Genomic DNA, 12690 nt, shown 5'->3' on the forward strand with positions numbered 1-12690 from the left:
TTTCTGGATTTTTTGAGTTCCTAAAAACTCAAAAAATTACTTAAAAGACATCTTGGTTTTCTATTGCATAATATTTGAGTACCAAAAAATACAAAGCCTTTAGCCGGGCTTTGGGACTCAAATGACTCATTGCAATTTTGGACGGGCCTGGTTGGCCTGTGCCGGTTTTTTACTGGTCAGTCCCTCCATGTCTGCTGCGGCAGAGTTGGGCTTGTCCGAGGCCTTGGCCCTGTCGGCCAGTCAGCACCCTTCTGTCAGAGCCAAGAAGGCTGATGTTCAAGCCGCTCAGGGTGATCAAGAAACCGCCAAGTGGGCGCGCTACCCCACCTTGAGCACCGAGGTCACCACCACCGGAAAACGGCCCCAAGGGGCTGTGCTTGTGCAGCAACCTCTGTGGGCTGGCGGAAAAATCGATGCACAAATTCGCATGGCCGAGGCCAATGTGGGTTTGTCCGAGGCGGGTTTGAGCGAAACACGCAACAGCCTCATGCTCCAGGCAGGGCAGCAGTTTTTTGAGGTATTGCGCTGGCGGCAGCGCCTTCAAGTGGCGCTGAAAAATGAAACTGAGCATCACAAGTTAAAGAGCTTGATCGATCGGCGTGTGGTGTCTCAAATCAGCCCCGTTGCCGATCAAGTGCTGGCCAATGCCCGCTTGCAACAGGCGGTGAGCGAAAGAATCCAGTTCAGTCGTTCCTTGCAATCGGCCCAATTGGCTTTGCAACAACTGGTCGGTGTGCCGTCGTCGTCCTTGCGTCAACCCCGTGCCATGAGGTGGCAAGCACAAGATGAAGCCATGGCCATCGCTTCAGCCAAATCTGCGTCAGCCGAGTTGCAGCGTTTGCGCACCCAGCAACTGGTCACTCAAGCCCAGATTGATATCGCCGATGCCTCGGTCTACCCCACCTTGGTCTTGGCCCATCGCCGTGCCTTGGGTGCGTCCGAGGTGGGTGTTGATCCCAACAAGACTTATTTGGCCGTGCAGTTTTCGCCTGGCCCTGGTTTGTCTGCCAAAAGTGCCGCAGCGGCGGCACGGTTGCGCATGGAAACCGTGCTTCAAAACGCGGCTGCGACCGAGCGCTTGCTTGAACAGCAGGTCAGCACTTCGATGGCTGATTTAAAGTCCATCGAACAACAACTGGAACCTGCTCAAGCCTTGGTCAGCGCGACCGACGAGGTGGTGGACTCTTATTTGCGTCAGTACCAGATTGGCAAGAAAAACTGGTTGGACGTTCTCAATGCAGTGCGTGAAAGCTCTCAAGCGGCTTACAGCGCGGTGGATGTGAGCAACAACAAGGATGCGTTGCAGCTGCGCTTGATGTTGCTCACCGGACAATTGTCTGCCCACAACCTGGCAGCGCTTCATGACTGAACCACAAGACAGGGACAGCGTGATGCTGGACAGTTCGCTCGCAGCGGTCTTGTCCCGATTGGCCGGCTTGCTGGGGCAGGCGGTCCCGGCTCACCGTTTTGGCATGCTGTCTCGTACCCCTGATGGCGTGGAGGTCGAAAGTCTCAGCCGTGAAGAACGGCTCAAAGTCTGGTGGTTGTCCCGCTTTCCCATGGCCGATATCCAGACCATTGAAGCCAAAAACCTTTCCCCGTCAGACTTTCCACTGCTTTGGGTGGGCGCAGGGAATGACGCGCAGGTCTGGCTGGTGCGAGGAGGTTCAGGTCGAAACACCTTGACATGTCAGGACGCCGATGGCGTGACCCACATGCTGGAGATGTCTGCAGCGCGGCAGGGACGGCTCTTGCAGCTGACCACCATGCCGGCACGACCCGGCGAAACAGCTCACCGCTCCATGAGCGCCACTGACTGGTTTGCCACGTCCATTCGGCGTTATCGCTCGGTTTTTCTAGAGGCCGTGGTGGCCACTTTTGTCATCAGCATGGTGGGTTTGGTGGCCGCGCTCTACTCCATGCAGGTGTATGACCGGGTCATTCCCACCAAGGGCTATTCAACATTGTGGGTGCTGACCATCGGGGTGGTGATCGCTATCTTGATCGAGTTGGTTCTCAAGCAGGTGCGTGCCTACATGGTGGACCGGGCTTGCAAAGTGATCGATCAAGAGTTGTCGGCTGTCTTTTTTGGCAAGGCCCTGGACATTCGCATGGATGCACGGCCCCGCACCGTGGGCACTTTTGCTTCGCAAATTCGGCATTTTGAGTCGGTGCGCAACTTTTTGACTTCGTCGAGTCTGTTCATCATGGCCGACTTGCCTTTTGCGGTGTTTTTTGTGGCGGTGATCGCTGTGATTGCTGGGCCGGTGGCCTTAGTTCCTTTGTTGTCGGTGCCCTTGGCGGTGTTGGCGGGTATGGCGTTCAACAAACCATTTGAAAAATACACCGGCATGCACATGAAGGAGTCCAACGAGAAAAACGGTCTCCTGATCGAGGCCATTGATGGCATTGAGTCGGTCAAGGCGGCCAATGCCGAGTGGAAATTGCTGGATCGATGGCGTGCCATGACGGTCAACATCGCCAGCAGCGAGCTCAAAATGCGCTTGTTTTCGACCTTGTCGAGCAATTTGACCCAGACCATTCAGCAATTGAGTTATGCCTGCATGGTGGCTGCGGGGGCCTACGCCATCAATTCTGGTCAGTTGACCATGGGTGGATTGATTGCATGTTCGATCATTTCGGGCCGCGCCATGACGCCTGTGGCGCAGTTACCGGGCCTGATTGCCCAGTGGCACCATGCCAAGGTGGCTTTGACCTCTTTGGATGGGATCATGGCCATGCCCAGTGACCGCCAGGACATCGATCGACTGGTGGTGCCCGAAGATTGCCTGGGCGAGTTGAAACTCGACAAGGCGGTTTTTGCCTACATGAAAGATGTGCCGGGTTTGGAGGTGCCGTCTTTGCTGATCCGTCCGGGTGACCGGGTGGCGGTGTTGGGCACGGTTGGATCTGGCAAGTCCACCTTGATCAAGCTGTTGTCCGGGCTTTACAAGCCCACTGGGGGCCATGTTTTTCTGGACGGCATTGACATGATGCATTTGGCACCCGAGTTCGTGCGGGAGCACATCGGTTACTTGCCTCAAGATGTGCGTTTGTTCAATGGCTCGCTGCGCTACAACCTGAGTTTGGGTTTGCCCTTGCCCAGTGATTCCCAAATCCTCAAGGCGGCCGCTTTGACCGGTTTGGATCAGGTGATTCAAAACCATCCTTTGGGCCTGGAGCTTGAAATCGCCGAGGGTGGGCGCGGGCTTTCCGGTGGGCAACGCCAGTTGGTGGGCCTGACCCGCATGCTCTTGGCCAGCCCCAAGGTGTTGCTGCTGGATGAACCCACTGCATCGATGGACGCCAAGCTTGAAAACACGGTGATGCAACACCTTTTCAAGGAAATGCCTGCCGACAGTGCCATCGTCGTGGTCACCCACAAACCCAATGTGTTGCCCTTGGTCAATCGGATTTTGGTGGTCGACAAGGGTCGGGTGGTGCTCGATGGGCCACGCGATGAGGTACTCAATCGCCTGCGATCACCCTCAGGAGCAGCGCCAAGCCCGGCTGCGCTGGAAGCATCGGGCACAACGGGAGCGGCAGCATGAAAATTTTCTGGTTTTTGGAGTCGGCAGACCCCCAGGGGCAGCAAGAAAATCTGTCCCGTTCACTCAGGCGTCCGCGTTGGGCGGTGTGGTCTTTGTTTTTGACCAGCGCCGTTTTTTTCACCTGGGCCTATTACGCCGAAATTGACCAAATCACGCGTGCGCCAGGCTCGGTCATCTCCAGTGCGCGTTCGCAAATCATCCAGTCTTTAGACGGTGGCGTGATCGAAGAGTTGTTGGTCAAGGAAGGCGATGTGGTGCAGCGCGATCAGGTCTTGGTCAAGATCGATGGCACCCGTTTGGAGTCCAGTTATCTCGAGACCCGCGCCAAGTCAGCCGCCTTGGCCATCACTGTGGCCCGTTTGCAGGCCGAAGTTTTGGGTCGTCAACCGCGTTTTCCGCCCGAAGCCAAAGCCTACCCGGAGTTCCGTGAGACCCAAAGCATGTTGTTCAAAAAACGCATTGCTGCCATTCAGGAAGAGCTGCGGTCTTATGAAAACATCAAAGCCATTGTGCTAAAAGAACTGCAGATGACGCGCCCCTTGCTCAAAACGGGTGACGTCAGTGCCACCGAAGTTTTGCGACTTGAGCGTCAGGTGGCCGATACGCAGGCTCAAATCACCAACCGGAAAAACAAATACTTTCAAGACACCCAAGCCGAGTTGAGCAAAGCCTTGGAAGAGTTGGCGGGCGTTCAGCAGGTCATGGCGCAGCGCAAAGACCAATTGACGCAGACCGAATTGAAAGCCCCCTTGCACGGCATCGTCAAAAACGTTCGTGTCACCACCCGGGGCGGTGTGCTGCGTCCGGGCGAAGAAGTCATGCAAATTGTGCCCCTCGAAGAAGATCTGGTGATCGAGGCCCGGGTCAGCCCGGCCGATATCGCCTTCATCAAGACGGGCCTCAAAGCCACGGTCAAGATTGATGCCTACGACTACACGATCTACGGCGATTTGTCAGGGACGCTGTCCTACATCAGCCCCGACACCTTGTCAGAGAACCTCAACCTTCAACATGGCGAGCAACCGTATTACCGGGTGCACGTCAAGACCGATGGGCGTCGCTTCAGTGCAAAGCCCGATCAAAAGCTCGACATCCAGCCCGGCATGACCAGCACGGTAGAGATCAAAACCGGCAGCAACACGGTGCTCAAGTACCTGGCCAAACCCGTGGTCAAGACATTGAGTCAGTCCCTGGGCGAGCGCTGAGCCCTGAATGGGTTTTTTATATTGCTCGGCAAGGGCTGCGCTCTGGGATAATCCTTACCCATGAGCGGCAATACCTTCGGACAACTTTTTTCGGTCACCAACTTTGGTGAATCCCACGGCCCGGCCATTGGCTGCGTGATTGACGGCTGCCCTCCGGGCCTGTCGCTTTGCGAGGCAGACATCCAGCCCGATCTGGACCGTCGTCGCCCGGGCACCAGCAAATTCGTCACCCAGCGCAACGAGCCCGATGCGGTGCAGATTGTCTCGGGGGTGTACCAAGGCAAGACCACGGGCACGCCGATTTGCCTGCTCATTCAAAACACGGACCAGCGCAGCAAGGATTACGGGGACATCTTGCAAACCTTCCGTCCGGGCCATGCCGACTACACCTACTGGCGCAAATACGGTCTGCGCGATCCACGCGGCGGTGGCCGCTCTTCGGCCCGCCTGACGGCCCCCATGGTGGCGGCGGGCGCGGTGGCCAAAAAATGGCTCAAAGAAAAGTGGGGCACCACCTTTGTGGGTTGCATGACCCAAATCGGCGATCTGCCGATTGGCTTTGAGAGTTGGGACCATGTGCCCAACAACCCGTTTTTTGCCCCGGTGGCCGATGTGTCGGCGCTTGAGGACTATATGAATGCGCTGCGCAAATCGGGCGATTCCTGCGGAGCCCGACTGCGTGTGGTGGCCCAAGGTGTTCCGGCCGGTCTGGGGCAGCCGCTGTTTGACAAAATGGACGCGGACATTGCATTTGCCATGATGGGCATCAATGCGGTCAAGGGCGTTGAGATTGGTGCTGGGTTTGGCTGTGTCACCCAAAAGGGCAGTACGGCGGGCGATGCACTGACACCCGAGGGCTTTGTGGGAAACAACGCGGGTGGGGTTTTGGGGGGCATCAGCACCGGTCAAGACATCGAAGTGTCCATCGCCATCAAGCCCACAAGTTCCATTTTGATTGCGCGGGATTCGATTGACGCCAACGGACAGCCCACCGAAGTCATCACCAAAGGCCGCCACGATCCTTGTGTCGGTATTCGTGCCACCCCCATTGCCGAGGCCATGTTGGCCTTGGTGGTCATGGAACATGCCCTGCAGTTCCGTGCCCAATGTGCCGATGTCGAACATGCATTGCCCCCGATTGCCCCGTTCAAGACTTGATGCATGACGCCCCGACGTCAACTTTGGCCGTTTGCTGCGCTGTCGGCCAGTTATTTTGGGCACATAGGATTTTTTAACCCCTATTTGCCGCTGTGGCTGCAAGACATGGGCCTGAGCTTGTTGACCATCAGCGTGCTCACGGCGGTGCAAGCCACCACCCGTTTGTTTGCGCCTTATGCATGGGGAGCCATCAGCGACAGAACCGGTGAGCGCGTCAAACTGCTGCGCATCGGTGCGGGCGTGGCATTTGTCTGCGCTTGTTTTTTGTGGGGTGACTGGGGGCCAGTGGGGCTGGGGGTGGTGTTGCTGCTCATGTTCACCCACACCAGCGCCATGATGCCCATGAGCGAAGCGGCCATGGCGCATTTGGTCAGCCAAAATGGGGCCTTTGACACCAAGCGATATGGCCGGGTGCGGCTTTGGGGGTCCATGGGGTTTTTGCTCACGGTGTTCGTGGCTGGGGCTTGGTTTGAAGCCTTTGGCATGCACCATTTTCCGGGTTGGACGGTGTTCAGTTTGGGCGCGGTGCTGTTGAGCGTGTGGTGGATGCCCGACATCAAAGAGGCGGCGCACTTGGTGGTCGAGCATGTGTCGGTGGGGCCGGTATTGCGTCAAAAACCTGTGCAGTGGTTTTTTGCGTCCACTTTTTTTCATGTGCTTTCGCACATCGGCATTTATGTGTTTTTCTCGCTTTACCTCAATTCCTTGGGTTACAGCAAGACCATGATCGGTGTCTTGTGGGCGGTGTCGGTGGCGGTCGAGGTGGTGTGGTTTTTTACCCAATCGCGTTGGCTGCCGCGCTTGTCCCTGACGGCCTGGCTGGTGGCCTGCTCAGCCGTCATGGTGTTGCGCATGGGCTTGACGGCCGCTTGGGCCGATGTGTTGTGGATTTTGCTGTTGGCGCAAATGCTGCATGCCATCACCTTTGCCACGCACCACACGGTGTGCATTGCCTTGATTTCGCAACACTTTGCGGGTCGATTGCGGGGCCGTGGTCAGGCTTTGTACACCGTGATTGCCTATGGGTTTCCGGGGGTTCTGGGGGCTTTGTTGGGCGGGCTCATCAGCGAGCGATGGGGCTTGCAAAGTGTGTTTGCCTTGAGCAGCCTGACCGGTGTGGTGGCCACGGCGGCGGCCTACAGGGTCTGGCGTTTGCAGCACCCTCGCAGACCCTTGTCTGATGCCCCCGCTGCTTGAGTGTCCGTGCCTCTTGCCCTCTGTCTCTTTGTTCCTTTGATGTATGTCCTTTGCTGCCTTGCCTGAGTTTTTGCCCTTGGCTTTGAGAGAAACACTGCTCGATGCGGTGCGTCTAGAAACACACTACCAGCAATCCACCACGGTCTGGCATGCTTGGGGCCGGGCCGAACACCCCACCGTTGTGCTGTTGCACGGTGGCAGTGGCAGTTGGACCCACTGGGTGCGCAACATCGCCGTTTTGCGTGATGCCGGCTGGCGTGTGCTGGTGCCCGATTTGCCCGGTTTTGGCGACTCCGACTTGCCAGAAGGCTGCACCGACACCACCGATTTGCCGCCGCACCTGCACCAGGGTTTGCAACAGCTGCAGCCCTCGGGGCCGGTCAGCTTGGTGGGGTTTTCCTTTGGCGGCATGACCGCTGCCTTGTGGCTGGCCGCGCATCCCGAAGATGCTCAGGCCCTGGTCTTGGTGGGGGCTCCGGGCATGGGGCTGGCGCAATCGCAGCGCACCGTGCTCAAGGGGTGGCGGCATTTGCCCACGCCCGAGGCGCAGCGCGAGGTGCACCGGCACAATTTGCTGGCGCTCATGCTGCAGCATGAAGCTTCATTGGACCCTTTGGCTTTGGCTTTGCATGCCGCCAATGTTCAGCGTGACCGCATGCCGCGCAGACGCTTGTCGTCCACCGACATCGTGGCCCGCACCTTGCCAAAGGTTCAGGCACGGGTGAGCGCCATTTACGGTGAAAAAGATGCCTTGTATGGTCCTCGTTTGCCCGAGGTTCAAGCGGCCATGGAACAACTGGCCCCCCGCTGGGGCCAGTGGCATACCGTGTCAGGGGTGGGGCATTGGGTGCCTTATGAGGCCACCGAACGGTTCAACGCCGCTTTGATCCAAGTGCTTCGGGCGTGAGTGGCCAAAGGCCTGGCGGTACTTGGCCGTTCTTGGCGGTAATTGGACGGGCGCTGGTTCAGATTCAGCCCTGAATGGCACGGATGGCGGCACGCAATCCCAGTAAATAACTGTCCACACCAAAGCCAGCGATTTGACCTTTGGCGATGGGGGCAATCACGGAGTGGTGACGAAACTCCTCACGGGCGTGGATGTTGGACATGTGCACTTCGATGATGGGGCACTTGAGAATGGCCAGTGCGTCTCGGATGCCATAGCTGTAATGTGTCCAAGCCCCGGCATTGATCAGCACCGCTTGGGTGCCGTCGGTGTGGGCTTGGTGAATGCGCTCGGCCATTTCTCCTTCCATGTTCGTTTGAAAGCACTCGACATGGGCGCCCAATTCTTGGCCCAAGGCCACCAATTGGGCGTCGATTTCGGCCAAGGTGATGGTGCCGTACTGCGCCGGATCGCGCTTGCCGAACATGTTGAGGTTGATGCCGTTGAGGGTCAGGATTTTCATGGTGGTGGGTGTCGCGATGAAGATCAGGGCAATTGGCCTGAGCGCCTGACATTGTCGGTGATTTGCGGCAAGATCAGGGTCTTTGGCGGGCAAGAGGCTCACTCGTGGACCCTGCGTTAGCCGTCAATTTTTCTAACTGAGCAAGGGCTGCGCCCCAGGAATGACCGATGACTCCTCTCAAAATTGATTTTGTCTCTGACATTGCGTGCCCTTGGTGCGCTGTGGGCTTGGGTGCCCTGGAGCAGGCCTTGGAGCGCTTGCAAGGCCAAGTGCAGGCCGATTTGCATTTCCAGCCCTTCGAGTTGAACCCCCACATGCCCCCGGGGGGTCAAGATTTGGGAGAGCACTTGAGCGAAAAATATGGCTCAACGGCAGAGCAACAAGCGCAGATTCGCCAGACCATTGCCGCCCGAGGGGCCGAAGTCGGGTTTGAGTTTCACCCCGGGGGGCGCGGTCGTGTCTACAACACCTTCAATGCCCATCGCTTGCTGCACTGGGCCGAGGGCCAAGGCGCAGGTGCTCAGCATGCCCTTAAAAAAGCATTTTTGCAGTCCTACCAAGGGCGGGCCGAATGCGTCGAAGACGCCGAAGTCTTGCTGGCCAGTGTGGCCGCAGCGGGTTTGGATGTGGCTGCTGCCCGCGAAGTGCTCCTCAGCGATGCGCATGGCGCTTCGGTGCGCGAGCGCCAGCAGTTTTATGCGCAAGCCGGCATTCGCTCGGTGCCTGCGGTCATCATCAACGACCGTCATTTGATCTCGGGCGGGCAGCCTGTCGAAGTGTTTGAGCAAGCCTTGCGCCGCATCGCTTCGGGCGAAGTGTCCTGAGCCGACCCCTCACGGCTGCATCATGCACAAACTGAACACGGCGCGTCGCCACTTTTTGCAAGGCTCCACAGGCCTTTGGACCGGGGTGTTGTTGGTCAACCTGGCCGCCAGCCCTCGTGCATGGGCCAACGAGGCCTTGGCCCGGATTTGGCAACGCGAGGGTGGGGTGCTCTTGGTTCGACATGCCACGACCGAATCGGGCTTGGGCGATCCGCCTGGGTTTGTCTTGGGTCAATGTCAAACCCAACGCAATCTGTCCGAGCAAGGGCGTCAGGAATCACGCGATCTGGGGCGCTGGATGCAGGCCCAGCCCGTCAAGCCTGATGCGGTGCTCAGCAGCCAATGGTGCCGTTGCCAAGACACGGCCCGGCTGGCCTTTGGTGCCTATGACAACTGGTGGCCTTTGAACTCGACCTTTGCAGGCCAAGGCGACGCCAATGCACAAGCCTTGGCCATGCGAGCCCGTTTGCGTGAGTTGCCACCCGGGCGACGTGAAGTCTGGGTCACCCACCAAGTCAACATGACGGCGCTGACCGAGGCTTATCCGGCCATGGGGGAAGCTTTTTTGGTCGATCGACAAGCTCGATTGCTGGCGCGGGGGCGCTTGACATGACCATCTTGAGGAACGTGGGCACTGGTTTGGGGGCATCTGCTGCGCTGGTTTGTGCAGTGGCTTGGGCTCAGGTGGGGGACCCCGTGCCATTGGGCGACTGGGCCATCGACCGCACCGAAGTCACCATCGGCCAGTTTGAGCGCTATGTGCGGGCCACCGGCACCGTGACCCGCGCCGAAAAAGAGGGCGGTGGTTTTGAATATGGCGCGGGCTGGGAGCGCCGCCCCGGCTGGTCTTGGCGCAAGCCCGATGGCGTGGCCCCGGTGAGCGCTGATTTGCCCGCCGTTCATTTGGACTTTGCCGAGGCGCAGGCTTACTGCCGGTGGGCCGGAGGGCGTTTGCCCAGCGGGGCCGAATGGCAAAAGGCCGGGTTTACCGAGCTGCGCGATGCACCGCCTGCGCCCTGGGTCAAGGGCCGCACCTACCCCTGGACCACGGGCGACAGCCCGCAAGGTGCCAACACCAGCGATGCCGACCCGTGGCCCAGGGCCGCGCCCGCAGGGGCCACACGCCAAGGCGTGAACGGCTTGTTCGACATGGGGGCCAATGTGTGGGAATGGACCACCGATGCTCAGGGCAAGGAACGCCGAACGGTGGGTGGTTCTTGGTGGTACGGCGCCTTCAACATGAAGGCCGATGTGCAGGCCTACAAACCGGCTGACTTTTACGCGGTCTACATTGGCTTTCGTTGCGCCTACGACCTCAAGCCCGAGCAGGCAAACCCCGCCCGCGCCCCAATGCCTGTGGGCCAGTCCAAGCCATGATGAATTCCCTGCCCGAGGGCTACCGCGCCCTGGTCATCGGTGCCCGTGGTGCCATCGGCAGCGCTTTGCTGCTGCAGCTGCAAAACGATCCGCGCTGCGCCGCCGTGAAGGGCGTGTCGCGTGACAGCTCGCCAGGGCTTGATCTGTTGAGCGAAACCAGCATCTCCGACTGCGCCCGTGACTTGGCCTCACAAGGCCCCTTTCATCTGGTGCTGGATGCCACTGGGGCCTTGACCTTGAACGGGCGTGGCCCTGAAAAAAGGCTGGACGAATTGGAGGCGACCCATTTGCTGAGTGCCATGCACCTCAATGCCGTGGGTCCCAGTCTCTTGCTCAAACACCTTGTGCCTTTGCTGGCCCCCGGTCAACGGGTGATTTGGGGCAAGTTGTCGGCACGGGTGGGCAGCATCGAAGACAACCACAAAGGCGGCTGGTACGGTTACCGGTCGGCCAAGGCGGCGCTGAACATGTTGCTGCAAACCGCTGCCATTGAAATCGCCCGACGCAGGCCACTGGCCGTGGTGGCCGCTTTGCAGCCTGGCACCGTGCAATCCCCGTTGAGCCAGCCCTTTGTGGGCTCAGACGCATTGCCCCCCGAACAAGCAGCCCAGCGGCTGTTGGCGGTGCTGGACGCCTTGTTGCCCACCGGTCGGGCCCAATTTGTGGACCACCTCGGTCAGCACTTGGCTTGGTGAGGTGTTGGTGGGTGTCAAGCGATGAGCGTTGAGCGGGCAGGGTGCCGGGTTTTTGTAGGAGCGGCGCCCTCGCCGCGATGGACTTCGCGATGGCCTCGGATTGGCCCCACACGCCCATTTCAAATCCCAGGCTCCATGACACCAAGGCAAAAGCACCATAGCCCAAGCCCAGGATGAGCAGGAACGAAAAAACAAGCCTTCACGCTCTTTGCCATCCGCATGTTGGACCCGTTTGAACCATGAAAAAAGTCCCGTGGGGGGACGCAGTGAGGAGGACGGCGGCATGGTTGGTGTTTTTTGGTCATGATTTTTGGATACCAAATGCTGCATGAAATGACCGCATTCAAAAGCCCGCCCCGAGCAGCCCCCTTGACGGTTTGGCCTGTGGGTGCTTATTGAGAACACAGCAGGCAGTGCACCAGACGCCTAGGCTCTGATGCTCAAGGCTGAACCGCCACAATCGAGCCCTGAATTTCCAAACAACAAACAAAGGGATGGATGTGACGTTTCAAACTTGGTGGCTTTTTGTCGTGATGACTTTTGTGGTGTCGGCCACACCCTGACCCAATATGCTCTTGGTCATGAGCCATGGGGCCAGATCGGGCTTGCGTGCGGCTGTCATGACCATGGCCGGTTGCATGAGCGCTTTGCTGTGCATGATGAGTCTTTCGGCCGCAGGTTTAGGCGCTTTGCTCACCCACTTTCCGGTGGTGTTTGATGCACTGCGTTATCTGGGTGCGGCCTATTTGGCTTATTTGGGCTACAAATTGTGGGCATCGACCGTGCGCCGCCCTGAAGCAAGCCCTGCCAATGCCGACGAGCCCATGCGCAGCGGCGCATCATTTTTCCGTCAAGGCTTGGCCGTGGCGGCCAGCAATCCCAAGGCGATCGTGTTTTGCGCGGCCTTTTTTCCTCAATTCATCCATCCTGATCGGCCCGCCTTGGTGCAATTTGGGGTTTTGATGGCCACTTTCAGCGTCATCGAAGTCAGTTGGTACCTGATTTACGCCCTCAGTGGCCACAAGCTGTCACGCTATTTGCAGCAAACCCACGTCATCCAAAATTTCAACCGCGTCACGGGGGGCGTGTTTGTGGGCTTTGCTGCTTTGATGGCCATCAGCCGTTGAAGCCACGCTCTGTACATGGGCTCGGGTTTACCCCCGGTAACTGTGCGTCAAGCTGTGGATAAGCCCATGAACAAGCCTTGAAACCCGCACCCCTGTTGGTCTGGCGGGGTGTGCTCAATGATTAAGCAGGCCCTCCAATGTGGGCCT

The 12690-nt window shown here is 58.6% G+C and carries 11 protein-coding genes and 1 pseudogene; 11 read left to right on the plus strand and 1 reads right to left on the minus strand.

Translation table 11 applies throughout. From position 1 onward, the window contains the following. Positions 1-121: 121 nt before the first annotated feature. From B9Z48_RS06290 to B9Z48_RS06315, 6 genes are read left to right on the plus strand one after another with little or no spacing between them, the layout of a single operon-like run. Positions 122-1369, plus strand: coding sequence for a TolC family protein (locus B9Z48_RS06290; protein WP_108377540.1), 1248 nt, complete (start codon positions 122-124; stop codon positions 1367-1369). Beyond that, entirely contained in the window at positions 1362-3551 is a 2190-nt protein-coding gene (locus tag B9Z48_RS06295; protein WP_199233468.1) for a type I secretion system permease/ATPase, read from the plus strand. The genes B9Z48_RS06290 and B9Z48_RS06295 overlap by 8 nt, the downstream gene beginning before the upstream one ends. Further along, complete coding sequence (locus tag B9Z48_RS06300; protein ID WP_108377541.1) at positions 3548-4756, plus strand: HlyD family type I secretion periplasmic adaptor subunit; 1209 nt, start codon at positions 3548-3550, stop codon at positions 4754-4756. Before B9Z48_RS06295 ends, B9Z48_RS06300 begins: the two co-directional genes overlap by 4 nt. 60 nt (positions 4757-4816) lie before the next feature. After that, positions 4817-5914 (plus strand): chorismate synthase, encoded by a 1098-nt coding sequence (gene aroC / locus B9Z48_RS06305; protein ID WP_089963809.1) that lies wholly within the window; start codon positions 4817-4819, stop codon positions 5912-5914. 3 nt (positions 5915-5917) lie between these two features. Beyond that, complete coding sequence (locus B9Z48_RS06310) at positions 5918-7111, plus strand: MFS transporter (RefSeq protein WP_108377542.1); 1194 nt, start codon at positions 5918-5920, stop codon at positions 7109-7111. A 43-nt stretch (positions 7112-7154) separates the two neighbouring features. Next, positions 7155-8018: an alpha/beta fold hydrolase gene (locus B9Z48_RS06315; RefSeq protein ID WP_108377543.1), complete on the plus strand. Its 864-nt coding sequence runs from the start codon at positions 7155-7157 to the stop codon at positions 8016-8018. A gap of 64 nt (positions 8019-8082) precedes the next feature. Here the strand turns inward: B9Z48_RS06315 and aroQ are convergent, their stop codons facing one another. Further along, positions 8083-8520 carry a type II 3-dehydroquinate dehydratase gene (aroQ, locus tag B9Z48_RS06320; protein ID WP_108377544.1) on the minus strand — a complete coding sequence of 146 codons (438 nt, stop codon included), beginning with the start codon at positions 8518-8520 and terminating at the stop codon, positions 8083-8085. A gap of 167 nt (positions 8521-8687) precedes the next feature. On the opposite strand from aroQ, the gene B9Z48_RS06325 reads away from it, so the two are divergent. From B9Z48_RS06325 to B9Z48_RS06345, 5 genes and pseudogenes are all read left to right on the plus strand, one after another. Next, the gene (locus B9Z48_RS06325) at positions 8688-9344 is read left to right on the plus strand and encodes a DsbA family oxidoreductase (protein ID WP_089963802.1); all 657 of its coding nucleotides are present in this window, start codon (positions 8688-8690) and stop codon (positions 9342-9344) included. Positions 9345-9366: 22 nt separating this feature from the next. Then, entirely contained in the window at positions 9367-9957 is a 591-nt protein-coding gene (locus tag B9Z48_RS06330; protein WP_108377545.1) for a histidine phosphatase family protein, read from the plus strand. Next, the gene (locus B9Z48_RS06335) at positions 9954-10721 is read left to right on the plus strand and encodes a formylglycine-generating enzyme family protein (protein WP_233261036.1); all 768 of its coding nucleotides are present in this window, start codon (positions 9954-9956) and stop codon (positions 10719-10721) included. The genes B9Z48_RS06330 and B9Z48_RS06335 overlap by 4 nt, the downstream gene beginning before the upstream one ends. Further along, complete coding sequence (locus B9Z48_RS06340; protein ID WP_368665914.1) at positions 10718-11416, plus strand: SDR family NAD(P)-dependent oxidoreductase; 699 nt, start codon at positions 10718-10720, stop codon at positions 11414-11416. The genes B9Z48_RS06335 and B9Z48_RS06340 overlap by 4 nt, the downstream gene beginning before the upstream one ends. 500 nt (positions 11417-11916) lie before the next feature. Beyond that, a pseudogene (locus tag B9Z48_RS06345) lies at positions 11917-12543 on the plus strand (LysE family translocator). The last annotated feature ends 147 nt before the right edge of the window (positions 12544-12690 follow it).

The sequence above is a fragment of the Limnohabitans sp. WS1 genome, from assembly GCF_003063265.1.
Lineage (GTDB): Bacteria > Pseudomonadota > Gammaproteobacteria > Burkholderiales > Burkholderiaceae_C > Limnohabitans_A.

What these genes read in the sequence shown, in the direction of transcription:
- B9Z48_RS06290 (WP_108377540.1), top strand. Translation starts at nt 122, where the DNA reads ATGACTCATTGCAATTTTGGACGGGCCTGGTTGGCCTGTGCCGGTTTT.
- B9Z48_RS06295 (WP_199233468.1), top strand. Translation starts at nt 1,362, where the DNA reads ATGACTGAACCACAAGACAGGGACAGCGTGATGCTGGACAGTTCGCTC.
- B9Z48_RS06300 (WP_108377541.1), top strand. Translation starts at nt 3,548, where the DNA reads ATGAAAATTTTCTGGTTTTTGGAGTCGGCAGACCCCCAGGGGCAGCAA.
- aroC (WP_089963809.1), top strand. Translation starts at nt 4,817, where the DNA reads ATGAGCGGCAATACCTTCGGACAACTTTTTTCGGTCACCAACTTTGGT.
- B9Z48_RS06310 (WP_108377542.1), top strand. Translation starts at nt 5,918, where the DNA reads ATGACGCCCCGACGTCAACTTTGGCCGTTTGCTGCGCTGTCGGCCAGT.
- B9Z48_RS06315 (WP_108377543.1), top strand. Translation starts at nt 7,155, where the DNA reads ATGTCCTTTGCTGCCTTGCCTGAGTTTTTGCCCTTGGCTTTGAGAGAA.
- aroQ (WP_108377544.1), bottom strand. Translation starts at nt 8,520, where the DNA reads ATGAAAATCCTGACCCTCAACGGCATCAACCTCAACATGTTCGGCAAG.
- B9Z48_RS06325 (WP_089963802.1), top strand. Translation starts at nt 8,688, where the DNA reads ATGACTCCTCTCAAAATTGATTTTGTCTCTGACATTGCGTGCCCTTGG.
- B9Z48_RS06330 (WP_108377545.1), top strand. Translation starts at nt 9,367, where the DNA reads ATGCACAAACTGAACACGGCGCGTCGCCACTTTTTGCAAGGCTCCACA.
- B9Z48_RS06335 (WP_233261036.1), top strand. Translation starts at nt 9,954, where the DNA reads ATGACCATCTTGAGGAACGTGGGCACTGGTTTGGGGGCATCTGCTGCG.
- B9Z48_RS06340 (WP_368665914.1), top strand. Translation starts at nt 10,718, where the DNA reads ATGATGAATTCCCTGCCCGAGGGCTACCGCGCCCTGGTCATCGGTGCC.